Raw genomic sequence first — 26,510 nt, 5'->3', positions numbered from 1 at the left:
AATTCGGTGACTATCCCAAGCCTAGGGATAGTCACCGAATTTACGTTAATGTTTGCAAGCAGACCACCTTTGGCCCACTCATTCATTTATTTTAGATTAAAGGGCCCAAGCAGCCATGCCTTGTGCTTCGTATAACGCAACGGCAGCGTTAACTTGTTCTTCAACAGAACCACTGCTGATGTGCATGTTTTGGAATAAACCATAGGCACCACTAGAACTGTTGCGGACGTATGGCTGCCAGTTGGATTCACGCGTAATGATGGTGTTCCAAGTAGAAGCTGAGACGCCGGTCCGTGACTGCATCTGGCTCAAAACGTAACTCTTCAAATTGCTACCAGTGTAGCTTGAAGTCGTTGAGTCAGTTGAACTCGTTGAAGTGGTCGTCGCCGTTGTATTGTTAGTTGAGCTGGAGCTAGTAGTTGCTGAACTTGAACTCGTCGTGCTTGAAGTCGTTGACGAGGTGTTGTTATCAGAATTAGTTGAACTCGTCTTAATAGATAACTTTTGATCAGGTAAGATGTAATGACCTTTGATGCTGTTAGTCGTTTCAACGTTATTGATAGTTGTGTTGAATTTTTGTGCGATGGCCCAAACGGAATCACCGCTCTTAACGGTGTAAGTTGAGTCGGCGTTAGCGTTGAGGACACCGGCGAATAATAAACCAGCGGCTGCAGCTGAGGTAGTTACGATTGTACTTACAAGTTTTTTCAAATTAGACACTCCTATAAATTTGTGGTTAGCGATTAAATAAGTTACTGACAAAAATCTTAATTGCTTCTCGTTCGCAATCAACAGAACCCAGTCTAACGCCTGCGTGTTACTTGTTAGTGTCGCCAATTTTAAGAACGCAATGCAAAGATTACATTCGAGGGGGCTTTTGTAATCTTCGTAACTAAACTGTGACGTTCATAATTGATTGTTAAATCGGTTGCTAGGGGACCGTGACAAGCTAGATCAACCAAGTTGAGGTTTGCCTAAAATTAACATTGTGACGTAAAAATCACTGAAATTTAGGGGACGAATTTACAATTGAAGTGCAACAAGTAAGAAAATAAAAATAGACTCCTAGCCTGAGTCCTGTAGAATGAAGTCACCATAACAATCATCTAAAGGAGTTCTTAGGCTATGAGTCCATATACACATCTTACCTTAAAAGACCGCGAATGCATACTGTTAGGTGTAACTTTACACCATACTTACCAGGTTATTGCCGATCAAATCGGTTGTTCCAAAGCCACTGTGTCACGAGAAATTAAACGCAACGGCGGTCGGGGTGCCTATTCTGCCGTAAAAGCCCAGCAGAACTATCAACAGCGCCGATTAAAGAGTCGTCGCCTCAGGGTACTGGAGAATTTAAAGCTACGCGACTTTGTCCTTCACTGCATTCTTCAACGGCAATGGTCACCCGAGCAAATCGCCGGTCGTTTATCTTTAGAGAACAGTAATTGGCATATCAGCTACAACACGATTTATCGCGGAATTGAACGAAATAATTTAGGCGTTAAACGTAAAAGTCATGGGGCTCGAGGATTCGCTCGAAAGTTACGACATCGTGGGAAAACTCGTAAGGTTAAAGGAACTGTCAACGAACGACGTGGCCGTTTTAATAATGTCCCATCAGTCCATGAACGACCAGTCTCATGTGAGAATCGGACTCGTTTTGGCCATTGGGAAGGCGATACCGTTCGCGGCAAGATCGGGCGTTCGGGTTTAGTGTCACTGGTCGACCGTAAGTCACGATACCTTCTGTCTGAGCGTGTACCCAAAGTGAATGCCAAGAATGTGACCCAAGCGATGATCGACCTCCTGCATACAGTCACACCTAAACGCGTTCGTACGCTTACACCAGACCGAGGTACAGAGTTTGCGGGTTATCGTGAAGTCGGTAAAGAGCTTGGTATCTCAGTCTATTTTCCAGATCCGCACGCACCACAACAACGTGGGACCAACGAAAATACCAATGGTCTCATCCGAGAGTATTTTCCCAAAGGAACTGACCTTGATGAACTGACCGATCAAGATATCGCGAAGTTTGTCAGGGATTTAAATAATCGACCCCGTAAGGTCTTAGTCTGGAAGACACCGTCTGAAGTTTTCTTCGGTAAAAAGTTACACTTGATTTGACAATTCGTCGGATAAAAAAAGCCGATTATTTTAGGATAATCGGCAATTAGTACTCAATCGTGGTGTGAAACGCCCCATATGAATGGGTTATTCAGTGACAGGAAAAGGATCTGCTAAGCCAAGGGCGTGCTTTTCAGACTTAGCTTGGGCAAGTTCTTCGTGGACTAAGTCGCTCGCATGAGGATCACTGTAAAGCTTTAATTTGTAATCCACTTCTTGCAGATTGGTCATAATCCGGGCTTGCTGAGCAAGAATGGTATCACGATGGGCAGTCAGCAGTTGTCGACGCCTAGCAATTGACTGGGGACCTTCCATCACATAGTCGATGTACTGACGAATGGTACTGATTGCCATGCCGGTATTTTTTAGACAAATGATCGTATGCAATAAGTGTAGGTCGCCATCAGTGAATGCTCGGTAGCCAGATTGGTCGCGGCTGACAAAGGGCAGTAAGCCTTGCTTATCATAGAAACGCAAGGTGTATGCACTAAGTCCGACTTTATTTGCGACTTCTTTAATAGTATAAGTCAAAAAAATCCTCCTTACGCTTGCCTTAGAGTGTTATCTAAGGTTTATAGTGGCTATATTAACAAGCCATGATGAAAAAAACAACCAATATTACGGGGGATTTAAATATGAACAAAGCATTAGTATTAGTTACTGGTGGCAATGGGTTTCTAGCAAGCCATATTATTAAACAATTACTAACAGCTGGCTATCCAGTACGGGCAACGTTACGGTCGTTAGATAAGATACCCGCTGTCAAACAAACGCTGGCCGGCACGCCTAACTTAGATCAGCTCACCTTTGTCGCGTTAGATTTGACGCGGAATCAAGGGTGGGAGCAAGCAATGCGGAATGTCACGTATGTCATGAGTGTTGCGGCGCCCGTGTTTGTCAATCAGGGCCAAGCGTCCGCTGAAGTGACCAGTGCAGCTAAAGTTGGCACGCTACGTGTCTTAAAAGCGGCCACGACAGCCGGCGTGAAGCGCGTTGTTATGACAGCTAACTTAGGAGCGGTTAGCTTTAGTCGTCTTGATAATGCACGTCCCGTCACTGAGGCGGATTGGACGCGTGAAGATCAAGCGGGCCTTTCATTATATGAAAAGTCGAAGTTAGTCGCTGAACGGGCTGGCTGGGCCTATTGTCAAGCACATACTGACAGTCCAGAATTTACAACCATCAATGCGGGGGCCATGCTCGGACCATCGTTAAATGGCCACGTGACGGGTAGCTTTAACCTGGTCAGTCGGCTAATAACGGGCCAAATGATGCCTAATCTCAAGGTCAATGTCGTTGATGTTCGTGATGTTGCCGACCTGGAAGTACGGGCGATGACCGCACCAGCAGCGGCTAATCAACGGTTCTTAGCGGTAGCTCCCGGTTCGGTTTCAATGAGCGGGATCAAGACATTGATTCAACAGCAACGCCCCCAGTTAGCTGCCGGATTGACTAAGCACTTGATTCCGGACTGGTTCGTGCGGGTCTTAGCACCAGTTAGTAGTCAATTACGCGAGTCTAACCTAATGATGCGAATTAATCATGATGTTAGCACACAAAAAGCCCAACAATTATTAGGATGGCAGGCTCGACCCACAGATGTGGCGGTGCTGGCGGCTGTTGATACGTTGATTGAAAATCAGTCGAACAAGTAAATCAAACTGGTCTAACGGTAACTATCACTGTTAGATCAGCTTTTTTAGTGTGTTTGAGATTAGGGGATAGTGTCTGTTTTTACAAAAGTATACATTTTTAAAGTAAAAGTATTGATTTTGAAACGGAAATAGGTTAGTATTATTTCACGAGGAAAGCGTTTTCCAAAATAATTGTTAAAGAGGAGGAGTTTGATGGATAAGGAGCGACGGATGCCCAAGGATTTTTTCTGGGGTAATTCAGTGTCAAGTATGCAAACTGAGGGTGCTTGGGATGAGGACGGTAAAGGCCGGTCAGTCTATGATGTTCGACCAGCAACGGCAACCACTTCGGATTGGCATGATGCCATTGATGAATATCATCGCTACGAAGAAGATCTCGACCTAATGAAAGATCTGCATCTGAATATGTATCGCATTCAGATTTCATGGTCGCGGGTTGTACCAGATGGCGATGGTGAATTCAATGAGGCTGGGATTGCTTTTTATGATCGGTTAGTTGATGCCATGTTAGCGCGGGGCATTACGCCGATGATTTGCCTGTATCACTTTGATATGCCGTTAGCATTGGCTGAAAATGAAAACGGGTTCATGTCGCGCCACACTGTCGATGCGTTCGTTCGTTTCGGCGAAAAGATGATTGCCCACTTTGCTGACCGGGTTAAATATTGGATCGTGTTCAATGAACATAATTTATATTTTACCGATGAGGTCTTCAATATTTCAGGTTATACCAAGGGTGATCAGAGTGTTAATGATTTGTACCGGATTTTCCACCACACCATGTTAGCGCACGCTCGCTTAGATGACTTTGTACATCGCAACTACGACGACGTTAAGATTGGTGGCATGTTAGCCTATACCCCGGTTTATCCAGAAACGGCCAAACCAATTGATATTATGATGGCCCGTAAGAGTGACGAATTTTTAAATAATAATTTGAATGACGCTTACGTGCATGGTCATTATTCGCCAGAAGTACTACGTTACGTCGAGCAACAGGGGATTGATTATGATTTACAACCAGGTGATGAAGCGATCATTGGTAAAATGAAAGCGGATTTTTTAGCCTTTAGTTATTATCGTTCAACGGTTATCAATGGCGATAAGGTGCCAGTTGATGCTGTACCGAACCGTTATCTCAATTATTCATTTGAGGCTAATCGCTTTTTGAAAGCTAATGAGTGGGGCTGGGCGATTGATCCGCTCGGCTTCCGGAACTTGATTACCAAATTGTACGATCAATACGAAGTACCAGTGTTCCCAATCGAAAACGGGATTGGATTACGCGAGCATTGGGATGGCCAGCATATGATCGAAGATGATGAGCGGATTACTTATCACGAAGAACATATCAAGGCAATGAAAGATGCCATGTTGATTGATGGCGCAAAAGTACTCGGTTATCTCGGTTGGGGATTGATCGATATTCCAAGTTCGCATGCGGATATCGAAAAACGTTACGGGGTTGTATACGTTAATCGGAGTAATCATGATCTAAAAGACTTAAAGCGGGTCCCTAAGAAATCATACTATTGGCTTCAAGGGATTCTAGCAAAAAATGGAGATGAATTGTAATGGAAAATAGTAGTAATGGCGCTTTTAGCAATTTCATTAACAATAAAGTTTTACCACCAATAATGAAGTTCGTTAATACTAAGCCAGTTAAAGCCTTACAAGATGGGATGGTTTACGCCTTACCATTTATTATCATTGGTTCTGTATTCTTAATCTTATCGAATATTCCAATTCCAGCCGTGGCTGCCGTCATCAAAGCCTCTGGTTGGGCTGCGTTCTTTAACCAAGCCTATACAGTAACGTTTGGGGTGCTCTCACTCTGGGCTGCTGTTGGGATTGCGTATGTCTACGTCCGTAACGAAGGGTATGAACCGCTACCAGCTGGGTTAACTTCGATGGCCGTATTCTTGCTTTTGCAAACGCTTAATATTGCTAACCCATTAGTTGCAGCAATGGGGAAAGCTGGTTCTGGGATTACCAACGCTGCTGGTAATGTCGTTATGTCTGGTAGCGCGGTTTCACAAAATATTGATAAGTTACCAAAAGTCCTTCAAGATTTTGTGCAAGCACCAGTTACTGGGGTTGTTAACATTACTTGGTTAGGCGGCCAAGGGATGATTGCCGCCATTATTGTTGGGATTTTAGTTGGTTGGGCCTACTCTGCGATGATTCGTAAGGGTTGGAAGATTACCTTACCAGAACAAGTACCAGCTAGTGTTGCGAACCAATTTACTGCTATGATTCCAGCCGGGGTTATCTTGATTGTCGCTATGTTGATCTTTGCGGCCTTCAGTGCTTTCGGCAATACTGATATGTTGCAATTTATTTACAAGGTTCTTCAAACACCACTTCAAGGATTATCAGACTCACTTGGTGGCGCGTTAGTTATTGCGTTCTTAGTCCCATTCTTCTGGTTCTTTGGGGTCCATGGTGGGTTAATCATGGGGGCCATCACCAGTGGGTTATTAATTCCTAACACGTTCGACAATGCTTCTTTATATAAGGCAGGTAAGTTGACCGTTGCTCAAGGTGCCCACATTGTGACTAACGAATTTTACAATAACTTCATTAACTTAACTGGTTCTGGGATTACGATCGGACTTGTTATCTTTACATTGTTTGCAGCTAAATCTGTTCAATTTAAGACAATTGGTAAAGTTGAATTTGTTCCAGCTTTATTCAATATTAACGAACCATTCTTGTTTGGGTTACCAATTGTGATGAACCCATTCTTAGCGATTCCATTCTTCTTGACACCAGTTATTGTGGCATTATCGACGTATCTGGTTATCTACTTCGGAATCGTACCACCACTGAATGGTTTTGCGGCCCCATGGACAACGCCAGCGATTATTTCTGGCTTCCTAATTGGTGGCTGGAAGATGGCTATCTGGCAAACAATTACGTTGGTTATGTCAACGGCAATTTACTTCCCATTCGCTAAGAAGTACGATGCAATCTTAACAAAAGAAGAAGGCGAAAAGGCCGCTGCGGAAGCCGCTGCCGGTAACGCTGAAATCGAAAAGATGTAATTTGGAAAGGAATTAAACGATTATGGCTGAAAAAATTATTATGTTGGCATGTTCTGCAGGAATGTCAACCTCACTGTTAGTTTCTAAGATGGAAGCTGCGGCTAAGCAAGATGGCGTTGATTACAAGATCTTTGCGACCTCGGCAGCTGATATTGACCACCAATTGAGCCAAGATCCGCATCCCGACGTCTTATTATTAGGACCACAAGTTCGCTACATGGCGAACGATGTGAAGAAGAAGACTGATAAGGCTGGGATTCCAATGGATATCATTAACATGTCTGATTATGGCATGATGAATGGTGAAAACGTCTTACAAGCAGCCGAAAAGCTACTTGGCGATAGATAATTAGGATTTAACCGGGAAAGTTAATACGATTGTGAATCACCAACGTGTGCGGTGGTTGCTTTAACATAGTCGTGACTTATCCGAGTAATAATCAAACACTAACCAAATCCTAGATCGTTTTGGTGGTGGGTATCTCTGGATACCAATATATGTTACGGTTCCCCATTAGTTTGATGCTGGTGGGGAACTTTTGTGTAGACCAGAAACTGGAGTCAGCGTGCATGGTTAGAAAGCCTTTAATCTTAAACCAATCTGAGTGATGGTCTAATTATGAATCATTAGGGTAGTTTGAAGTTAGCTCTAGGTGCAATTTTGAGCCTTGAACTGAGGGTGATAATCTAAGTAGACCGGTAGTGATTTAAAGAAATTAAACAAAACCCTTGACCTGAAACCCGTTCGAGCAGTTAGGATAGAGATAATCAAAGAACGGTAGCTGGCCAGCACCATTATGGAGATCTAGTCATCAAATTTGGGAGGGTTTTATCATGGGACTATTTTCATTCGGTAAAAAAGTTAAGTTGTACGCACCAGTTGATGGAACGTTGCACGATTTATCCACAGTGGCTGCGAATAAGACTGGTTTTGCGGTGGTACCAGAACGACACCATATTTTCAGTCCGGTGTCGGGGACGGTCAGCGCGTTGATGCCGGAACAAAACGCGATTGAACTATCGACGGGCAAACTGACAGTAATATTGCAGATGGGGGTCAACACTAGTGTGGCGCCTGCGACCTATGTGCATGAAGGTGACCAAGTGACCCCAGAGACGCCGTTAGCATTTGTGGATCAAGAACAAGCGGCTGAAAATGATGAGGATATGACGGTAATGGTGACTGTGGATAAAGGTGGCCAGCCGGCTGAAAAAATCAACCTATCCACAAGTGGACAAGTTAGTCATGATCAAGAAGTTGCAACGGTTGTTGATAAGTAGCAATTGATCAGCGGTTAGTTATGCACGGTTAAAATAAGTTAGGTGGGCGTCAGCGATACCAATTAAACAATTGAATTTAGTGCGGTACCATTGTCGTGGAAAACAAAACGCGTAAATTACTCAGTTTGCTTTGGGTAATTTACGCGTTTTGAAGTTTTGTCCAATCCTTTTTAGACAGCCAATCGAGTTTGAACTAATTGTCAGTAGCTGAATCAGGCTGGCGACCTTCAGTAGCAGCTAGTTCAGCTTGATAAGCAGCGTTGATCTCATTAAGTTGTTGATGGAATTTAGTCATTAATTGGTTCATTTGGCGCTGGTATTTCTCGTCCAGTGAGAACCCATTACGACTATCTTCTTTTGGTGTCGTTGTTTGATTTAAGTAAGCTTTAAAATCATCGTCGGGCTGTAGTTTTTCGTATAGATCCACGTTATCGAGCAGGCGGACGATTCGATTATATTTGCCAGTAAAAGTACGCCGGATAATCTGAATTCGTTGTCGAAACACATAGCAACCAGCCTGAATGATCTCATCTGGTTCTGGATAGGTGACGGTCGTATCCTGATAATGCTGCACAACGGCGGGAACGATTTGTTGGATGGCATGATTGATGGTTGGTGCGATCAAGGCCGTTGCAATCTTGGTTTGATTTGACTGTGCTTGTTCAGTATGAGCAGTTGGGCTGAAGACATCACTGGATAATACATTGGGATTAGTTGTTGTTAAATCCACGTACTCCCATAATAAGACGTTAAATTCTGAGTGATTAAGGCCATTTTTTTGGAAGATAGTGGTCACGTATTCAGTCAGGTTACCATACAGAAGATAGTTAGTTGAGACCTTGAAAAACACAGCTAATTTAGTCATCCGTTCAGTGCTAGCTAAGGTTCGTCCTTTTTCCCAATCATTAATGGTACTTTTACCAGCTAAACCAACTGCGGATGCGAGTGCAGCCATACTTAAACCGGCTGTTGTTCTAAGCTGGTGAATCCGCTTGCCGACTTGTTGCTTATCAATCTGCATGTCAGCTTCCTCCCCCTTGGTTACTTCTCTTTATTTTAACATAGGAGTTAAAGTGCCAGCAGTTTTATCAACAAATTTAGCGGCGCTATTTCGACCGGATTGGTGATGGTTGGGTAACCTTGTGGTGTAGCTATAAATTGGTCAGCGATATTTCTGAATAATTGTTAGCAACGCCGTACTATTATCGACGGGCCAACCATCTAGTGATATATGGTAGGATTGAGTGGTGCCAGGATAAATATGCCCTGGAATCGCTATTTTTTGACGATGGTCATGAATAATCAATAAGAACATGGACGCTGTCTCACAAAGAATCGTCACGTGAGCAGCAAGACAGTCGTTAAGTATGGCTGTCAAAGGTTGTTTGATAGTGACTAATCCCGAGAGACCTTCGTGAGTGATGATGGTCCAATAGTGGGATAAAGCAGAATAGGTCGCTAATGGTGTTAGTTGTTGCATAGTAATGCCTCCCCCAAGGTATTAATTAATCTAAATGTTACTATTAGCATACAATTGAATATTCATGAAGGCGACTATCTGCGCTTATTCAACGACATTAATAAGGTCGCTTTACAGATGCGACATTCATGATGTGCCGGCGTATACTGGAAGTAATAAGTTACATAAGGAAGTGGCAAGAGATGTTACACCGAATTGCGGTATTAGCAGATATTCATGGCAACTTAACGGCACTTAACGCCGTGCTTGCCGATGCAAAACAACGAGCAGTGACGGACTATTGGTTTTTGGGTGATTTATTCTTACCCGGTCCGGGTGCGGAAAAGTTATATCAGACGCTTGCGGCGCTGACACCATCGGTATGGTTGCAGGGCAATTGGGAACAAGGCATCAATGCTATTATGACGGGAATGGGACAATTAAATGATCCGTCGCAAGTTTATTTTGCGCGTTTGACGGAATATTTGGTGACACACCTAAGCGCTGATCATTATGCTGAATTGGTACAACGACCGATTGCAACGACCGTGACTGTGAATGGGTTAACCTTTCAACTAGCTCATAATCAGCCAGAACGTTCGACCGGTCATGATTTGTACCCAGATGAACAGCAGGCTAATTTTGATCACTTGGCAGGGGACGCGGATGTGGCTATTTATGGTCATACGCACCAACAAATTATGCGAGTTAGCAAGCGGGGCCAACTTATTATTAACCCTGGTGCTGCGGGCCAACCATACAGCCCGTATGCTAAATTCATGGCTGACCAGCGGGCACATTACGCGATTTTAACGGTAGATGAAGCGGGCCGACTCAGTGTTGATTTTTGCAAAGTTGACTATGATATTGAGCTTGAGTTGGCGGTTGCCCGTGATCAGCAGTTACCGTACTTGGATTTATATGAACATCTTCGTCGAACTGGGTTCACCAGCACTCATGATCAAGCACTATTGGCTAAGGTGAACGCTGATAATGACTATATTACTGAAGTACAGCATTTTTTGATGCCCAAGCGTGACCATTAGTGGCAAGTTAGCTAGTTAACTTTTATAATGAACTGAGTATCATATGAGGAGGATTTTCATGAACTTTGCACCATCAGAGTGGTTTGGCTTCAATAAGCGGGCTAGACATGACATGACGTTTACTAAAACAATCAATGGGGAGACTAGTACCAAAAAAGTGTACGGGCACTTTAACGTGTGGGCCTTATTATTCACGTGGTTTTATGCGTTATTCAGTGTACGGTGTCGGACACCATTTTTTATGCTGAAAACGGCAGTACCGTTTTTAGGGATGGTTTTGTTGAATATGATTGCCCAGTTGTTTTTTACTGATCAGATCGTACTAGGTATTGGATTACTCGGTGATATTTGGTATGGATTTATGTTTGAGACTTGGTTTAGAAATCAGCTGGTGGCTAACGGCTATCAACAAGCAGCTTAATACGATGATCATCTAGGGCAGTACGGCTTTCCAGTATTATTATGGGAAGCCTTTTTAGTATCTAGAAGTGAACATGATTAAGCTGGGGTAAACGTCATAACACAAATAATATCGTTTCTTTACAAATATCTGACTAAACACTTTACATTCTTTAACTATCCTTAAAAGTGCAGTTTGTTTTACGATAAAAAGGATGGAGTGATAATTTTATAATGAAGCCGCGTGTTTTAACGACCTTATTAGTTTGTTCAGCAATCTTAACAACGACGGTGACCCCGGCGTTAGCCGCAGTGACCCCGATGGCACCTGCGACTGAGCAAGTGGCAGAACCAGTTGCTAATACAGCAGTTCCGGCAGCAACTTTGAGTTTAGCAGTCCAGAATCAACGTTTGATTGATTCGATTGGACAAACGCAGTGGCAACCAGTTGGTCAACCGGCCGTGACTACGGATCCTGAATTTGACGACCAGGTGCTGAACTTGGATGGTAAGTCAGCGTTCTATACGACGTTTACGGATCAACAGTTAGCACAATTACAAGATGGGATGGCAATTGAAGCCTATTTCAAATATGATCCGGCCGCCGATGCTAGTGCCGAACACGAGATTTTCTCCAGCCAACAAGGTGGCGGGCTAGGGCTTGGTGTTCAAAATGATCAAGTCGTCTTTTTTGCCCATGATGGTTCTGGCTACAAAACACCTAAAGGAACGTTGCAGAAAGGCCAATGGGTACATGCGGTTGGTGTGATCGACAAGCATAAGACAGCGAGTTTATATTTAGATGGACAACTAGTCCAACAAGTGGCCATGCCAGGTGATTTGAAGCTGGCTCAGGGGACCAAAGATTTTGTACTGGGCGGTGATGCGGTACCGGGAGGAAGTCATGTCCAATCAATGATGACTGGGAAAATCAAGCAGGCCCGCTTGTACAATCAAACTTTGACGCTGCAACAAGTGCGTCAATTGAACGATGCTGCCCAGGTTGGTAAGCGACCAGTTGCGCCAGTGCCAGTGGAACAAACAGTTGCGACTAAGTTTGTTGGCCCTAAACAAATTGCTAATGGTCATACATATGGACTGAATGTGCATGCCCGACAAGTTAAGGCTACGGGTTCAGAGCCAGTCACGATGGATATTGTTTATGACGCGGCTAAGTTTGATTATGTTGGTGCTGAACGCTTGTTGCAAGGTGATAAGACGCGGGTTCAACTTATTCAGCCAGGACGTGTACGTTTGACCACCACGGCCAACCTATCAAAGGCTGATTTTAAAACTTACGCCCAAACTCGGTTAGCACATCTTAATTTGAGGGCGAAAGCGGCTGGTGAAACCCAGATTAAATTTGAGCAGGTAACTAAAAATACAACAGTCGAATTAGGTCCGGCCCAAGCCGTTGAAATTCAGGGCAAGTATGCGCTCGACTATAATGGCGACGGGATTATTGGTATTGGTGACGTCGCACTGGCAGCCGCAACTGACAAAGTTGCGGCAGCTAAGCAAGCTGAAATTAGGCCGTATAAACACGTTGTCGTTTTGACAACTGACGGTGGTGGTAACCCGTGGGATCCTAAGGGAATGTACTATGCACAAGGTGCTGAACAAAATACTAAGACCCCCGTATGGACGACGAATCCAGATATTATGAAAAAGCGTCGGAATACGTATACGATGGACTTGTTCAATAAGCAGTTTGCGATGAGTACGTCGGCGCGGGCGGTCTCACCAGCAATTTCGGCACAAAACTATATTTCCATGTTACACGGTCGGCCATGGGATACGTTACCTAAGGAATACCAGGGGACTAATGCAACGATGGGTCAAGAATATTTTGCTGATTTTGGTAAGCCCCAGGCGCTGTTCCCCTCAGTATTCAAGATATTGCAGGCCAATAATCCCACGCGGGGAGCGGCAGCCTTCTCAGAATGGGGGCCCATTATCAATAGTATTGTGGAACCCGATGCACCAGTGACGACTAAGCAGTCAGCGTCACTGAAATCCTTTGACGATGTGGCCGATTATATTGGCACTCCGGCGTTTAAGAATACCGGCTTGGTTTACATGCAAAGTGATTATATGGATGGTCAAGGTCATGGGCATGGCTGGTATAACGATAATTATTGGGATAAGTACGCCCAGTATGATGCACTATTTAAGCGAGTCATGGATAAGCTTGAGGCGACTGGTCATATTCATGATACGTTAGTGATTGCTAATGCTGATCACGGTGGTTCTGGTAAGAGCCATGGTGGTTGGGATGAATATAATCGCAGTATTTTTATGGCGTTGGGCGGCGAAACCGTTGATAGTGGCCGTCGATTACATGGTGGTAGTAATGCTGATATTAGTGCGCTGATTTTAAACGCCTTACAAGTACCGCAAGCACCACAGATGTTTGATAGCCAAGTCTTTGATTCATCAGCTTTTCTCAAGCAAACTGATCTGGCTAAGAAGCAGCGGGCCGTTGAAACATTAAAACTTAGTCGTAATGATCAAGCAGCCCAAGTTCAATTAGTTGGCAACCAGAACCGGCAATTAACGGCTTTTGATCTACAATTTGATTTAGCTGGCCGAGAAGTCGCTGATATCAAAGTTCCAACTGGTATTCAAGTCTTGCGGCAGACCGTCGCAAATGGCCAACTGCGACTGACAGTTAGTGCAAGTCAACCAGTGACTGAGCTGGTAACGGTCAAGTTGGTTCCAACCAAAGCACGGGCGGCCAAGACAATCATGTTAAGTCAGGCGATGGCCGCGACTGCGGCTGGTACAGAAGTGTTAGTTGACTTGGATAATGATAATCCACTAACTAGTACCACCAAACCGGGTGGTAACGGCAACACTGAAAAGCCCGATGAAAACGGGACTAGTACTACCAAACCAGGTGGTAACGGCAATGCTGAAAAACCAGATGAAAACGGGACTAGTACCACCAAACCGGGTGGTAGCGGTAATGCTGAAAAGCCCGATGAAAATGGAACTAGTACCACCAAACCGGGTGGTAACGGTAATGCTGAAAAGCCCGATGAAAACGGAACTAGTGCCGCGAAACCGGGTGGTAACGGTAATGCTGAAAAGCCTAATGGAAATGAAACGAGCACAATCAAACCAGGTGGCAATGGTAATGTCGTTAAGCCTGATGAAAGTAATAATAGCGCCAAGCCGAATGGTCATGGGACAGTCGCTGAATCTAATACGGATAAAGCGAATGTAACGAAGCCAAACAGTAGTAGTACACCAGTGAAGCCGAATACTGCCAGTTCGCAGGCAGATACGACTAGCAATAGTACGGCTACCGGAACGGTGTTACCTGAAGTCAGCGCAAGTGCAACGACTAATCATGATAGTCACGCAGCTGGACACCATAGTGGTAGTTGGTTACCGCAGACGGGTGAAGATGTGCAACGATGGTTGGCAGTAACCGGTAGTGTATTACTCATGATTACCGGTGGGATTGTTGTTTGGTGGCGTAAACGACGGGCATAAATAAGCATATTTTGTCAGCGTAATTTGCTGATTGCATATAGCTGGGGCAGTTTCTGAGAACAACGCGTTTCTCGAAGCTGCCTTTTGTGCATGTCAGATTGATTAATCTAGGAAGTTTGAACCGAATGGCGAAGTGAGCAAGCTGGCTTCAAAATAGTGCTAGCAATCATTTTAAGATTCAATTATAGGATTGATAGTAATTGCAACAATTCATTTATTTTTTAGTGACTACATTAATATTTGAATGTTTCAAATCGACGACGACTACGTTCCAGCAATTGGCATCCAGCCCCCGGAAGTCGGAATATGACGCACGTATGCTGATGAACAATAATCCAACTAACTGACACGTTTTAATTATGATCCATGACAGTTTAACTAGCCATAATAGATTAATATATTTAGAAAAATAGTTAGTTTTCGTTGTTTTAGACTAACTAAAGTGCTATGATAAGCTTCATTCAATTGAAGCTTAAGGGTTTTACCCAGGCAGTATTTTTGTTAAACTTAGTGACTAATAGTCACAGTTAAAGTCCTTTATAAACTTAAGGAAGTTGCACACACGATATTGACAGTAAGGTAGGGTGAGTTAGCGTGAGTTACTTAGAATTAAAAGACATTCACAAAGCCTATTATTTAGGTAAAGAAGCCTTCCCAGTCTTAAATGGGATCAATTTAACTTTTGAACGTGGCGAATTTGTCGCAATCTTAGGTGAATCTGGTGGCGGTAAGTCAACGCTAATGAATATTATTGGTGGCTTGGATCGTCAATTTGAAGGTCAAGTGTTATTACAGGGAACCGCTTTAGATCATCATCAAGAAAAGCAAATGGACCAGTACCGACGTGAAACGGTCGGCTATATTTATCAGTCGTATAATCTAATCAATCATTTGTCAGTGCTAGATAATGTTCTGATTTCATTAGATATGACAAAGTTAAGCCGTTCAGAGCGCGAACAACGGGCGAAGGAACTCTTGACTCAGGTCGGCTTAGCGGATCAGATCAAAAAGTATCCCAATCAGTTGTCTGGTGGTCAGAAGCAGCGGGTGGCCATTGCCCGGGCATTGGCCAGTGATCCACAAATTATTATTGCGGATGAACCGACTGGTGCACTGGATTCTGAAAACACGGCTGAAGTTTTGAAAATCTTGGATCAAATTGCAGCGGAAGGGCGGCTCGTGATTTGTGTGACCCATTCTCAGGATGTTGCCAATGCTGGCACGCGGATCGTTCGGTTAGCTGACGGTAAAATCACCGATGATGAGCGGCTAAAGCCAGCTTATCCCGTCGATGAAAATCGCCAACAGATTCCGGCACGCAAGTTACCATGGTATGTACCATTGAGTACGGCGTTTAAACACCTTCGTTATACGTGGACTTGGAATTTAATTATTATCATTGGGACGGCGATTGGCCTATTCGCAGTAATGCTGTTCAACGGTTTAGGTAATGGCTTGAAAGGCTATATCAATCAAGAAATCAATGATATGGTTAATCCACGGGTTGTGACTGTGAGCCGGTATCAGAAATCCAGTCAGAGCCAGCGAGGTGGTGGTCAACAGGGCAATCAGCAGGCGGCTGCAATGGGCGCCAGCGTAACGACTACTAGTCAACCAACCTTCAGTACGGCCCAGTTGAACCAGTTGAAAAAAGTTAAGCATGTAACCACTGTTCAACCGATTTTAAGCGCCAGTAATGCGACGATTACGGTTGGTAGTAAGGATTATAGTGCTTCCTCAGTAACGACGTGGACAGCGTCGAACCGTCAATCGATTATTAAGGCCGGACATGCGGCTGGTAAGGACGAGATTGTCGTCGATAAGAGTAGCATTGCGAAAAAATGGTCGTCTAAGAATTGGAAGCAATTGGTAGGTAAAAAAGTCACGGTGGCTTTCCAGACGACTAATAAGAGTGGCAAGAGTGTTACGGTTAAACGGCAATTAACGGTTTCCGGGATCACGGATAGCACGACTGGGAGTAGTGTAAATGCGGTAACTTACGCGACAATGAAAGCCATGCGGTCAGCGAAGGACTTGAGCACACAGCCAACCTCAGTAGCAGTTAAAGTTGATTCGCGTAATCATAATGATGCCGTGACGAAACAGATTAATAAGCTGAAGACTGACGGCAAACGGGCTTATAGTGCCACTAGTATTGCTAGCATACTTGATACGGTAAACACGTACGTAAACTTAGCGACGACCATTCTAGCAGCTATTGCTGGTATTTCATTGTTAGTGTCAGCATTGATGATTATCGTTACGATGTTCATGTCGGTCAGTGCCCGAAAGAAGGAAATTGGCATCTTACGTGCACTTGGTGAAAGTCGACGTGATATTCGGCGGTTGTTTACGAGCGAATCGTTGATTATTGGGGTTATCAGCGCTTTACTGGCCACTGGTATTGCTTATGGTATTGGGGCGGTACTGAATAAAGCCTTGTACCAAATTGCCAGTTACAATATGATTGAGATTCAAATGAGCAATATCATTTCAACCTTTATTATTGCGCTAGTGATTGCACTACTGGCAGCCATTTTGCCAGCTTGGCGGGCAGCACGTTTGAATCCGATCGACGCGCTAGCTGCTGATTAAGGTGATAAATTAAATAGTGTTTGATTGAACGGTAACAAGGCCTTCAGAGGCTTATTGTTACCGTTTTTTGTCGTTTGTCGAGCTTGGCTGAGACGAGCTGAATCTAATTTATTGGAAAGGCGGAAGGTTTCAAAGGGGGGGATAATTAGCTTTACATATGTCGAAATTGACATATAATAGGGATAACTAAATAGAGTGGGTGATCAAATGCATTATGGAATTTTGGCGTTAACTTTTCTAAGTGTCAACTTGGATTTTTTTCTGATGTTAGTTTTTTTGTTGAAAAAGTATCAGTTGCGACAAGTATTAGTCGGCTATTTATTAGGTAATCTGATTCTCCTAACAGCTAGTTTTTTTGTGGGTAAAACATTGACTTTATTTTTGCCAGAATGGGTATTAGGCGTACTAGGAGTACTGCCTATTTGGTTGGCATTTCACGATGACGATGATGATGCGACTGATCGATCAGGCCGTTCACCAGTGATTAATGTACTCGTTACTTATTTAGCCGTGTGTGCTGGTTGTAATTTGTCGATCTTCTTGCCTGTCCTCATCGGTGAAAGCATGTTACACTTTTTGATGACTTTAGGTTTTATCGGGGTGCTAACCATTTTAGTAGTGTTTATCATTAACCAAGTTGCGGGAATAAGCGCTGTTCAACGACAGATAACGGCCCACGGCGAATGGTTAATGAAGGTTTGTTACGTTGTGATTGGGCTGTATGTTTTCTGGGATAGTGGCTTGATCAGTCATCTGTTAGCACTCCTATAGTTCAGTAAGACAGGAGGAGCCGATGTGGAAGTCAGTGAACCGCTGCTAACGGAAGCAGCTAAGATTTATAAAGTACTCAGCAATGTTAATCGGATTAAAATATTGATATTTTTAGAGCAACATGAAGCAGACGTCACTAATATTGTGGCACACGTTCATCTGGCGCAACCATTAGTATCGCATCAATTAGCAATTTTATTTCAGTATCAACTAGTTTCTAAGACCAAACGGGGAAAGCACGTTTATTATTGTTTAGATGATCCCCATATTTTAGAAATGGTCGATGCAATGATTGGACACGTGGCACATGAAATTAAGCATGAGCCACATCATGACTAGTGGTGGGAGGATTGTCTTGAAGGATAACGTAATGAAACGACGGCTTATCGGGGGCGCTTTATTGTTAGCATTACTATTAATTGCTTTGTTAATTTACCGATATCATGGGATGTGGGCGCTGCTGCAACACCGGATGTTTGACCAAGCAACGCTGGTTGCACAGGTCCGGCAGCATCAAGCTATCGACATTTTGTTAGTAGTCCCCTTACTAATCTGTTTTTCAATTATTCCCGGCGCACCTGTGGCAACGGTTAGTGTTGTCGCTGGCATCTGTTTTGGCAAGGGACTAGGAGCAGGGTTGAACGTTGTTGGGATCACCCTCGGTAATTTAATTGCGCAACGTTTTTTTGGCCGCGTAACGGCACGCCAACAGCAACAGCCTTCGAGATTAGTGACTGCCATTAGTAAGATGCGCCATCCCTTGTTAGGCATCATGATTGGCTATACAGTACCGTTTATTCCAACGTCATTAGTTAGTTTAGCAGCTGTCAAAACGGCAGTGACACAGCGCCAATTGGCAATAGCTACGCTGATTGGAAGCATGCCGACAGCGATTATTTATGCTTGGGGTGGGGATGAATTAATCAACGCTCATTTTAAAAATGCTTTGCTGCTGATTGGCGTCTTGATATTATTGGTTGGATTGTTGTGGTTGATTCACCATGATCGCCAGCGCACAGTCGATGTGGATACTGATCACTCATAATATAAATGACTAAATATAAATGACTAACGCAGCACTTTAATTGATTAAGGCGCTGCGTTAGTCATTTATCGGTCAAGTTGCTATTATGAAGCAACTGGCTGGGAATGCTGCCATTGATTGATTTGAGTAGCGGTTAACGTAACCGTCTTGAATGGTAAGAAATGCTCGGAAAGTTCTGAACTGGGATCGGCTTGAAAGATTTCAACTTTAGCGTTGGTCAAGTCTAGCCGATATACACGGCGAGAGTGAGGACTGTCAACATAAATAGCGGTAGTAGTGAAGGGCCGCCAAGTGAAATTAGTCGCTGGTAATAAGTGCCATTGTACTAATGCTTCGTAGGTTTCGTTAGGTGTCATAATTGAATCCCCCTTCAACCCTTATTATAGTATCTTTGGCATAATAGTCAAATTATGTTTGGTCAACCTAAAAAGGCCGCTTTCTAAACTGAAAGTGGCCTTTTTAGATATGATTTTACGGATTAACGAATAACTAGGACTGAGATAGGGGCGTATTTTGCCATATAGGCAGCTTGACTACCGAAATGCTTGGCAATCCCTTTTTTAGCTAGTGAACCAATAACGAGCAAGTCCGGTTGAACATGTGGAATGACTTCTTTGACGATAGTTTCGCCAGGTTCGCCTTCTGCAATCATGGCATGAACTTTTGTCACACCAGCTGTTTGAGCCTGCTTTTGATACTTTAAAATATGTTGTTCAAGTTCTTGGCGTTCACCGTGAACGTAATCCTTGCTAAGGGCTTGATAAACATTCATTTCATCATTTTCAAGAATTGAGACGATGACGAGTTCTGCGTCATCTTGCTTGGCTTGATGAATCGCATAGTCAAAAGCTAATAATGCATCAGCTGAATCATCGACACCAACCAATATGCGTTTGAATTTAGTTGCCATTATTTGTTGGCCTCCTTAGCTGCAGCAGCGAGTTGTTGTTCAACGTAACGCTTGTTACCACGTTGCAAATCGAAGATAGTCCAAGCAAGTAGGGCAAGAATAGCAGCGATTAAAACGTAAGCTAAGATTTTAGAAAAAGTCTGTTCTCCAGTTGAAGGATTATCACCAAAGAATCCTAGAATAGAATCAGGTAGACCGAGTAGATTTAAGAAAGTTAAACCAATAACGGATAACCAACCTAGACCCTTAACCCAAAGTGAGTTTTTGAATCGTTTGCCCATTTCGGCGGCGCTGTCAGTCATCATGAGTAATGGCAACATGGAAAATGGTAGGGCAAAGGCTAGAAAGACTTGCGAGTTATTCATCAGGTTATTCAAAGCAGTGTGTTCATCAATGGCACTTTTACCACTAGTTAATAGCACACAGATAAGTACGGGAATAACCGAGATCAACCGGGTAACTAACCGCCGTAACCAAAGCGGCATCCGCATGTGAACGAAGCCTTCCATAATAACTTGACCGGTCAAAGTACCAGTAATAGTGGAGTTTTGACCAGAAGCTAGCAAGGCGATTGCGAAGAGCGCGGATAGGGCCCCCGACTTGGCAACGCTAATTAAAATGCCGTTGCTTAACATGGACGTGTTCGATAAAGCTTCATATAAGCCGAAGAATGATGGGTCTTTGACGGCACCACTCTTGAAGACGGCTACCCCCATGATTAAGAGTAATGAGTTAACCACAAACGCAAATGAAAGCTGAATGTTAGAGTCCCAAGCAGCAAATTTCACGGTTCGGGCAACGTCTGCTTCATCAGTATGGTCGATTTTGCGCGTTTGTGAAATTGCCGAGTGCAAGTACAAGTTATGCGGCATAACGGTCGCCCCAATAATTCCGAGGGCACCGGATAATGGTGTCATCCCATTGACTGAACGGCTCGTAGAAAAAGTATCGGCCGTTGGCACTAACCCTTTAATAACGCCACCCCAATCGGGATTGGATAATGCAACTTGATAAACGAAAACGAATAAGATAACTAAGATTAAGCAAACCACGATGGCTTCAATTTTACGGAAGCCGATTTTGGTCAATAATAGCAAAACTAAAACGTCTAAGACGGTAATAAACACCGCGATGACTAACGGAATGTTGAATAATAAATACAGGGCGATCGCAGCACCAATAACTTCGGCAATATCGGTCGCCATAATAGCTAATTCAGTTAAGATCCATAAAACGATTCCGAGTGATTTACTCGTGCGGGCCCGAATTGCTTGGGCCAGATCCATCTGACTCACGATACCAAGTTTAGCGGCCATGTATTGTAATAACATCGCAATCAAACTTGAAATCAAGATGACAGACATTAGCATGTACTGGTAATTTTGCCCACCAGTAATGGAAGTTGACCAGTTACCGGGATCCATATAGCCCACAGCAACTAGGGCACCAGGACCAGAATAGGCAAAGAGGGTTTTCCAAAAACTTAAATTTTTAGGAACCTCAATCGTACCGTTGATTTCCTCTAGTGAGGGGCCGTTAGCATATTCAATCAATTTATGCTTCCGGTTTGGGGTGTTCGTCTTTTCGCTCAATTAAAAGACCACCTTTCTATTCATCTAAAACTTTGAGCCGTTGTCATTGTACAATAAATAAAAGTAAATAGAAACACTTTTTTAGGTACACCTACAAAATAAATAAAACTTGTTAATCTAAAATTATTGTTTTAAAAATAATAATTTTAACTTACTAAGCGGAACTAATTGTGGGCAAACGCTATGATGAGAATAATACGAATAGCGTTTGTTCTTCCGTAAAGTTGCGTGCTTTTAGTCACCGTAGATACGTGCAAACTACCGGAATAATCGCAATGCTTAGAAACTTAGCTTGTATCCTAGTCACAAATTACATACGCTATTCTGGGAGGTGCGCGATGCGTTTTGCGGATAATTTAAAAGTCGTTCGACGGCAGAAGCAGATGACACAAACTGACATTGCCGCGCAATTACATGTTTCACGGCAGACTATTTCAAGTTGGGAAAATGGTCGGAGTTATCCAGATATTGGGATGTTGGTTCAGATTAGTAAAGCTTACGATCTTTCGATTGATCGCTTATTGAAGGAGGATTTGGGTATGTTGGAACACTATGAGGCTCAGGCGACAAGTAGTCGCCATCAACGGCGCTTGGTTGTGATTAGTTACTATTTGGTCGTTGGGTTACTGTTTTTAAGTTACTTGTGTCATTTTATGAATTGGTCGGTTGGAACGGTGCTCGTGATTATCAATGGGAGCTTAATTGTGACGACGGTGACGTTAATAATGAATTATCCTTATTTTGATGATTGGGTCCCTACTAAGAGGCGCGGCTGGGAATTGTTTGGGGTAATTGCAATGTTAGCGGTGTTGAATATTGCGCTAGAATGGCCGGTACTTGCCCATCAAATCCCGACAACGAGTTTTTTGAATGCGCACGCTGGAGCTTATTTGGCGGGTAACGCTAGCGGTAAGTTGGTTGGCGACTTTCTGCACTTGTTTATTTGGACTGCTGCTGCTGTCATGGCCATTGAAATTCCGTTACAACAAGCGAGAAAAGCTGCTAGTTAATTGGTGACGAATGGACAGCGCGCCAGTGACTGGTTTATTGACCGTCGTCCGGCTAATTTTTAGCGCCAGTCTTTTTTCAAAATGACGGATATTAACAAGGGGACTGCCAGAATTGATAATTAATTCTGGCAGTCCCCTTGTTCTTGAAATGATTTGTTTGGTGTGGCCTGAACGGTGACAGTCAATATGAGTATGACGGCATTAGTCCACGTGTTCCGAACTGATATGGTGGTACATCGTTTCACCGAACAAAGTTTGTTTGGCGGCGGGCGACCGGTGTGCTAGCCATAAGGTGTAAGCGAGACTAGTCCCGCCAGTTAAAGCCCATAGTGTCCAACTAGTATGACGACCACTAGCTGAAAAACGGTAAAAGGTGATCAAGTCCGCGAGCACTTCTTGGAAGAATTCTTGGTTGATTTTAGTCCAAGAGAGATGTTCGTGAAGATAGGTGATTTCGATGATGAATTGTGCACCGAGTGTCATTAACCAGCCTAAAAGATAAGGGCGACCACCTTGAGCGGTAATGACCTTACGATAAATCGGAATCTCGTGCTGTTCAGAATCGCGAAAAAAAGTGGTGGCCGTCTCTTCTAGGCGGATTTTAGTGTGGCGAGCTTGATAATGACCGATCCAAGTAGCAAAACCAATGATAATCAGTAGCACAAGTCCGTTGATTGGTGACCAAGTGAAAGTTCGACCAAACTGATAAAGAGTGAAGATGGGAATAATCCAGTAGCCTAAACGGGTAATTTTACTGAATTCAAATTGTTCGTGTAAGAAGTGGTAAATAATTAAGCCAATTAATAAGGCACTCATTGGTAACATCCTTGTCGTTGAATTTTTAATCTATTGACTTGCACACCGGCAAGGCGATGTGCAGATATTGGCCCTTGACTGAAAATTGCGGGATAATTATTGGAGATAAACACAATAGTTGTCATCGCCAATAGTTAACTGCTGTGCTAAGATTAAGTTGTGTTGAATTTTACTCATAAAGTAATAAAGATGCAACTTAAAATAAATTATTTCATGATAATGACGTTTAAGTGAAGAAAGTCAGGTGTGGTAACCATGAGTAAACTGAATTCAGTTAATATTGATCAAACTGAAGAAACCGCTACTGAAATTTTAGAACCGGTTGCTGAGTTAGATAAGCAAATTGTGTCACCCGTGAAAGAAACGCGCAATCAAGCGATCCGTTATATTTTGTGGGGGTTAATTAGTGTGGCCGTCAATTTTGCAACGTTCTATACGACGTACCATCTAATTGGGCTTGAGTACCAAGTAGCAAATATTGTGTCCTGGGTAATTGCTGTGCAAGTCGCTTTTTGGGTCGACCGCCTAAAGGTATTTGATCACCATTCTAATCATGTGTATCGGGAAATGGGTAAATTTTATGGGACCCGAGTCGTGACGTACGTGGTTGAAGCCATTATTTTATGGCTGTTGATGTCGGTGCTTGGTAGTTCGGCGGTATTAGCCAAGGTGCTTGGTCAAGCCGGCGCAATTATTGGCAACTTTCTCTTTTCAAAATTGTATGTTTTCCGAAATAAATAAAGTCGATTAGGTCACGAATATTAATTCGGGCCTTTTTTGATAACCGCAGTTATTGAGCTGGTCAAGACCGTAGATAGTGAAAACGGATTAAGATTACAAGTAGATTGCGGTAATCCTAAATATTCTTAATGATTCACTAAGAGCAGTGTCTAAGCACGGGATCATGTGGTTTAATAAACTTAAATGTGGCGTAGTCCCCATTTGAAAAATTAAGAGGAGCGCGTGCCATGTTAAAAAATCTGATGCGTGGGATTAAAGTGCTATGTTTAATTGGGCTATTAATCTTTGGTTGGAGCCACTATGATACATTAGCACCGCGCGCAATTGCATTGTATCAAACGAGCCGCCAAAATCTGGCCGCGGCTCTATCCGGTGATTTATCAAGTCATCTGCTTGATGCGGACGAAGCAAGTCAGTCAAGCACGAGTAGCGGGGCCAGTGCGACTAAGCAATCGCACAGTTCAAGTACTACTGCGAACACGGATGCCAGTTCACAAGTGACCAGTTCAACTACGTCCACAACGCGTGCGATGACCCCGATTGAATCAATCGTCCAAGAGGCCACGTTAAAGAAGACGTATTATTACAGCTTTGCCAGTGATTTACCTAAGGCGGGGCGCCAAGTCTTTCAAGCGGCAATCACGGCTTATAATCAAACGGGTTTAGTTCACTTAGTAGCGGGCAAAGCGAGTGGTTCTCAGAATTCAATTACCTTCTCGTTGTACCATAAGAAGATGGTCGCCGGTTCGACTAGTGTTGAGCTCGGGCATGGTGGTCCTGACATCACGAAGCAAGTTAGCTGGCGTGGAACTCAGTATTGGAACAATGCAACGGCCAGTCTCAATGGCTCATACACGGCGGCCTATAGTAAGGCAGTGGCGGTTCATGAACTTGGTCATGCTTTGGGGTTAGATCACAGTTCATCGACTGAGTCGGTCATGTACCCGGTCTCACAAGGCAAATGGACGCTCTCGTCAGCGGATGTTGCGGCCTTACGGGCCATTTACGCGAAGGATGCATAACAAACGGGACGTAGTACAAACAGAATTTAACCACTTTTCAAATAATGACCTATAATTAAGGTGTATCAAAAATTAGAAAGGAAGTTGTTTTAGTATGGCTGCAGCAGTTGAAATGAACAGTATGTTAGACGAAAAGATGACGGACGTGTTTGATTGGAGTGATTCCAAGTTACCCGTACGGGATGCTATTTGGAATCATTTCATGGATGCGGATAGTCATGATACTGACAAGACGGCTGACGAAGTAGCGCCTTATATGAGTATGGATGAAGCTAAGCTCAAGAGCGAAGTTGAAAAACTCCTAAAGGCTTAACTAAAATAACGACCATAATGGCCTAATTTTTGCACCGAGACATCCGGGATAACGACCCGGACACACCGATTAAAATAGTGGTGATCATCTGTTATCGATGATCACCACTATTTTTAGTCAGATCTGGGCATTTGATATGCTCAATCGAATCAGAACAATCCAGGGTCAGTTATTCAGCCTAGTCTGATTATAAGTTTTAATCTGGATGCTGAGTTTGCCCGCCACGGTTTGATTCAGTGTCAGTTGCGTTAGTTTGCCATTTTCAGGTGTGATTGGATCGAGTTGTGACGGAGCGTACCGGGCAACCAGACTGCGAATGATGGAACTGTGAGAGATTAGTAAGACGTGGGCCTGGTCGGGTTGCTCAGCCATGATAGCCGCTAAGCCAGGTAAAAAGCGTGCCCAAAACGCTTGGCTAGTTTCTGTTAAATGACTGGGATCAGCAGCGCTTAACCAGTCTTGGGTCTGATCGACACCGTATTGAGTGACTAAGTCTTCGTAGGTTTGGCAACCGTGGGCCTGAGCAATTGGTTCCCAGACAGTAGTCATTTTTTGACCTTCAAAGCGGCCGTAGAAATGTTCACGTAGAGCCGAGCGAAAATGGATGGTAGTGATGGGCCACGTTGCGTCATGACAGAGGATGGTGGCTGTTTGGCGGGCACGAGTGACGTCGCTTGCGTAGACCGCGGTAATCGGTAAAGAACGTAATTGGTGCGCCAATTGATGGATTTGCGTTACGCCTGTCGGGGTCAGCGGGGTATCCGACCACCCTTGAAATTCATGAAAAATATTAAAGTAAGTCTCGCCGTGACGAATCAAAGATAGTGTGATTGATTTCATTGTTGAACCTCCTAGGGGATACTAGCTGTTAATTGTAAAGTAACATAAATAGTTAGCTGGTTCTCAAGCCCTTATTTAAGCTAGTTAATTAGTTTAATTTTAGGTGGGTAAGCTGCCATGAATTAAGACTTGTGAACAAGAATAGCGGTTAATTATTTTTGATTAATATAAAAATAATTAAAAAATAACTTGACTTATCATTGAAAATTAATTAATCTAAGAAACATCAACATTACAAAAACTTTTGAAAGCGAGGCGCGTCCATGATGAAAATTCAATCTAACCTAACCAATTTGTTGACAACCCTTGCTGTTCAAAACTTAGCCTTATTATTAACGAAGAA

Annotated in this window: 26 protein-coding genes; 17 read left to right on the top strand and 9 right to left on the bottom strand. The window is 43.5% G+C overall.

All coding sequences use genetic code 11. The features are described from left to right. Positions 1 to 96 precede the first annotated feature (96 nt). The gene (locus LP667_RS13015; protein WP_021730036.1) at positions 97 to 711 is read right to left on the bottom strand and encodes a LysM peptidoglycan-binding domain-containing protein; all 615 of its coding nucleotides are present in this window, start codon (positions 709 to 711) and stop codon (positions 97 to 99) included. Positions 712 to 1,125: 414 nt separating this feature from the next. Between LP667_RS13015 and LP667_RS13010 the strand changes: the two genes are divergently transcribed. Beyond that, positions 1,126 to 2,124 carry an IS30 family transposase gene (locus LP667_RS13010; RefSeq protein ID WP_012490951.1) on the top strand — a complete coding sequence of 333 codons (999 nt, stop codon included), beginning with the start codon at positions 1,126 to 1,128 and terminating at the stop codon, positions 2,122 to 2,124. 87 nt (positions 2,125 to 2,211) lie between these two features. Here the strand turns inward: LP667_RS13010 and LP667_RS13005 are convergent, their stop codons facing one another. Further along, positions 2,212 to 2,655 (bottom strand): MerR family transcriptional regulator, encoded by a 444-nt coding sequence (locus LP667_RS13005; protein WP_021730037.1) that lies wholly within the window; start codon positions 2,653 to 2,655, stop codon positions 2,212 to 2,214. Positions 2,656 to 2,759: 104 nt separating this feature from the next. Between LP667_RS13005 and LP667_RS13000 the strand changes: the two genes are divergently transcribed. The 5 genes from LP667_RS13000 to LP667_RS12980 all read left to right on the top strand — a co-directional run bounded on the left by LP667_RS13000 (position 2,760) and on the right by LP667_RS12980 (position 8,107). Further along, entirely contained in the window at positions 2,760 to 3,779 is a 1,020-nt protein-coding gene (locus LP667_RS13000) for an SDR family oxidoreductase (RefSeq protein ID WP_033609164.1), read from the top strand. 192 nt (positions 3,780 to 3,971) lie between these two features. Beyond that, positions 3,972 to 5,354, top strand: a complete 1,383-nt coding sequence (locus LP667_RS12995) for a glycoside hydrolase family 1 protein (protein WP_021730039.1) — start codon at positions 3,972 to 3,974, stop codon at positions 5,352 to 5,354. Next, complete coding sequence (locus LP667_RS12990; RefSeq protein ID WP_021730040.1) at positions 5,354 to 6,826, top strand: PTS sugar transporter subunit IIC; 1,473 nt, start codon at positions 5,354 to 5,356, stop codon at positions 6,824 to 6,826. The genes LP667_RS12995 and LP667_RS12990 overlap by 1 nt, the downstream gene beginning before the upstream one ends. Positions 6,827 to 6,848: 22 nt before the next feature. Continuing rightward, on the top strand, positions 6,849 to 7,175 hold the full coding sequence (locus tag LP667_RS12985; RefSeq protein WP_003642267.1) for a PTS sugar transporter subunit IIB: 327 nt from the start codon (positions 6,849 to 6,851) through the stop codon (positions 7,173 to 7,175). Positions 7,176 to 7,660: 485 nt separating this feature from the next. After that, complete coding sequence (locus LP667_RS12980; RefSeq protein ID WP_021730041.1) at positions 7,661 to 8,107, top strand: PTS glucose transporter subunit IIA; 447 nt, start codon at positions 7,661 to 7,663, stop codon at positions 8,105 to 8,107. A gap of 193 nt (positions 8,108 to 8,300) precedes the next feature. Here LP667_RS12980 and LP667_RS12975 read toward each other — a convergent pair whose 3' ends face one another. Both LP667_RS12975 and LP667_RS12970 read right to left on the bottom strand, forming a co-directional pair. Then, on the bottom strand, positions 8,301 to 9,128 hold the full coding sequence (locus LP667_RS12975; RefSeq protein WP_021730042.1) for a helix-turn-helix domain-containing protein: 828 nt from the start codon (positions 9,126 to 9,128) through the stop codon (positions 8,301 to 8,303). Between the two features lie 141 nt (positions 9,129 to 9,269). Then, positions 9,270 to 9,587: a hypothetical protein gene (locus LP667_RS12970; protein ID WP_021730043.1), complete on the bottom strand. Its 318-nt coding sequence runs from the start codon at positions 9,585 to 9,587 to the stop codon at positions 9,270 to 9,272. Between the two features lie 182 nt (positions 9,588 to 9,769). On the opposite strand from LP667_RS12970, the gene LP667_RS12965 reads away from it, so the two are divergent. The 7 genes from LP667_RS12965 to LP667_RS12935 all read left to right on the top strand — a co-directional run bounded on the left by LP667_RS12965 (position 9,770) and on the right by LP667_RS12935 (position 18,923). Continuing rightward, the gene (locus tag LP667_RS12965) at positions 9,770 to 10,612 is read left to right on the top strand and encodes a metallophosphoesterase family protein (RefSeq protein ID WP_021730044.1); all 843 of its coding nucleotides are present in this window, start codon (positions 9,770 to 9,772) and stop codon (positions 10,610 to 10,612) included. A gap of 58 nt (positions 10,613 to 10,670) precedes the next feature. Further along, positions 10,671 to 11,033 carry a hypothetical protein gene (locus tag LP667_RS12960; RefSeq protein WP_021730045.1) on the top strand — a complete coding sequence of 121 codons (363 nt, stop codon included), beginning with the start codon at positions 10,671 to 10,673 and terminating at the stop codon, positions 11,031 to 11,033. A gap of 209 nt (positions 11,034 to 11,242) precedes the next feature. Continuing rightward, positions 11,243 to 14,512: a LamG-like jellyroll fold domain-containing protein gene (locus tag LP667_RS12955; RefSeq protein WP_056988546.1), complete on the top strand. Its 3,270-nt coding sequence runs from the start codon at positions 11,243 to 11,245 to the stop codon at positions 14,510 to 14,512. Between the two features lie 594 nt (positions 14,513 to 15,106). Beyond that, positions 15,107 to 17,107, top strand: coding sequence for an ABC transporter ATP-binding protein/permease (locus LP667_RS12950; RefSeq protein WP_021730047.1), 2,001 nt, complete (start codon positions 15,107 to 15,109; stop codon positions 17,105 to 17,107). Between the two features lie 207 nt (positions 17,108 to 17,314). Then, positions 17,315 to 17,878 carry a cadmium resistance transporter gene (locus tag LP667_RS12945; protein WP_021730048.1) on the top strand — a complete coding sequence of 188 codons (564 nt, stop codon included), beginning with the start codon at positions 17,315 to 17,317 and terminating at the stop codon, positions 17,876 to 17,878. A 24-nt stretch (positions 17,879 to 17,902) separates the two neighbouring features. After that, positions 17,903 to 18,217: an ArsR/SmtB family transcription factor gene (locus LP667_RS12940; RefSeq protein WP_021730049.1), complete on the top strand. Its 315-nt coding sequence runs from the start codon at positions 17,903 to 17,905 to the stop codon at positions 18,215 to 18,217. Between the two features lie 31 nt (positions 18,218 to 18,248). Then, complete coding sequence (locus LP667_RS12935; RefSeq protein WP_225366478.1) at positions 18,249 to 18,923, top strand: TVP38/TMEM64 family protein; 675 nt, start codon at positions 18,249 to 18,251, stop codon at positions 18,921 to 18,923. Positions 18,924 to 19,006: 83 nt separating this feature from the next. Here LP667_RS12935 and LP667_RS12930 read toward each other — a convergent pair whose 3' ends face one another. From LP667_RS12930 to LP667_RS12920, 3 genes are all read right to left on the bottom strand, one after another. After that, a complete protein-coding gene (locus tag LP667_RS12930) occupies positions 19,007 to 19,279 on the bottom strand; it encodes a hypothetical protein (protein WP_021730051.1) in 273 nt (90 codons plus the stop codon). Between the two features lie 122 nt (positions 19,280 to 19,401). Continuing rightward, a complete protein-coding gene (locus tag LP667_RS12925) occupies positions 19,402 to 19,833 on the bottom strand; it encodes a universal stress protein (protein ID WP_021730052.1) in 432 nt (143 codons plus the stop codon). Continuing rightward, complete coding sequence (locus LP667_RS12920; protein WP_021730053.1) at positions 19,833 to 21,425, bottom strand: Nramp family divalent metal transporter; 1,593 nt, start codon at positions 21,423 to 21,425, stop codon at positions 19,833 to 19,835. Before LP667_RS12920 ends, LP667_RS12925 begins: the two co-directional genes overlap by 1 nt. A 338-nt stretch (positions 21,426 to 21,763) precedes the next feature. Between LP667_RS12920 and LP667_RS12915 the strand changes: the two genes are divergently transcribed. Next, on the top strand, positions 21,764 to 22,435 hold the full coding sequence (locus LP667_RS12915; RefSeq protein WP_021730054.1) for a helix-turn-helix domain-containing protein: 672 nt from the start codon (positions 21,764 to 21,766) through the stop codon (positions 22,433 to 22,435). Between the two features lie 201 nt (positions 22,436 to 22,636). Here LP667_RS12915 and LP667_RS12910 read toward each other — a convergent pair whose 3' ends face one another. After that, entirely contained in the window at positions 22,637 to 23,251 is a 615-nt protein-coding gene (locus LP667_RS12910) for a hypothetical protein (RefSeq protein WP_021730055.1), read from the bottom strand. Positions 23,252 to 23,506: 255 nt separating this feature from the next. On the opposite strand from LP667_RS12910, the gene LP667_RS12905 reads away from it, so the two are divergent. The 3 genes from LP667_RS12905 to LP667_RS12895 all read left to right on the top strand — a co-directional run bounded on the left by LP667_RS12905 (position 23,507) and on the right by LP667_RS12895 (position 25,327). Further along, on the top strand, positions 23,507 to 23,992 hold the full coding sequence (locus LP667_RS12905) for a GtrA family protein (RefSeq protein WP_021730056.1): 486 nt from the start codon (positions 23,507 to 23,509) through the stop codon (positions 23,990 to 23,992). A gap of 227 nt (positions 23,993 to 24,219) precedes the next feature. Next, the gene (locus LP667_RS12900) at positions 24,220 to 25,014 is read left to right on the top strand and encodes a matrixin family metalloprotease (RefSeq protein WP_021730057.1); all 795 of its coding nucleotides are present in this window, start codon (positions 24,220 to 24,222) and stop codon (positions 25,012 to 25,014) included. Between the two features lie 94 nt (positions 25,015 to 25,108). Next, complete coding sequence (locus LP667_RS12895; protein WP_003642248.1) at positions 25,109 to 25,327, top strand: P8 family protein; 219 nt, start codon at positions 25,109 to 25,111, stop codon at positions 25,325 to 25,327. Positions 25,328 to 25,492: 165 nt separating this feature from the next. Here LP667_RS12895 and LP667_RS12890 read toward each other — a convergent pair whose 3' ends face one another. After that, positions 25,493 to 26,167, bottom strand: a complete 675-nt coding sequence (locus tag LP667_RS12890) for a histidine phosphatase family protein (RefSeq protein WP_021730058.1) — start codon at positions 26,165 to 26,167, stop codon at positions 25,493 to 25,495. Positions 26,168 to 26,510: the final 343 nt, after the last annotated feature.

Origin of the sequence: Lactiplantibacillus paraplantarum, from assembly GCF_003641145.1 — a bacterium.
Taxonomy (GTDB): Bacteria; Bacillota; Bacilli; order Lactobacillales; family Lactobacillaceae; genus Lactiplantibacillus; species Lactiplantibacillus paraplantarum.
Note: the sequence above shows the minus strand (reverse complement) of the source record. Positions and strands in the feature narration are given on the sequence as shown.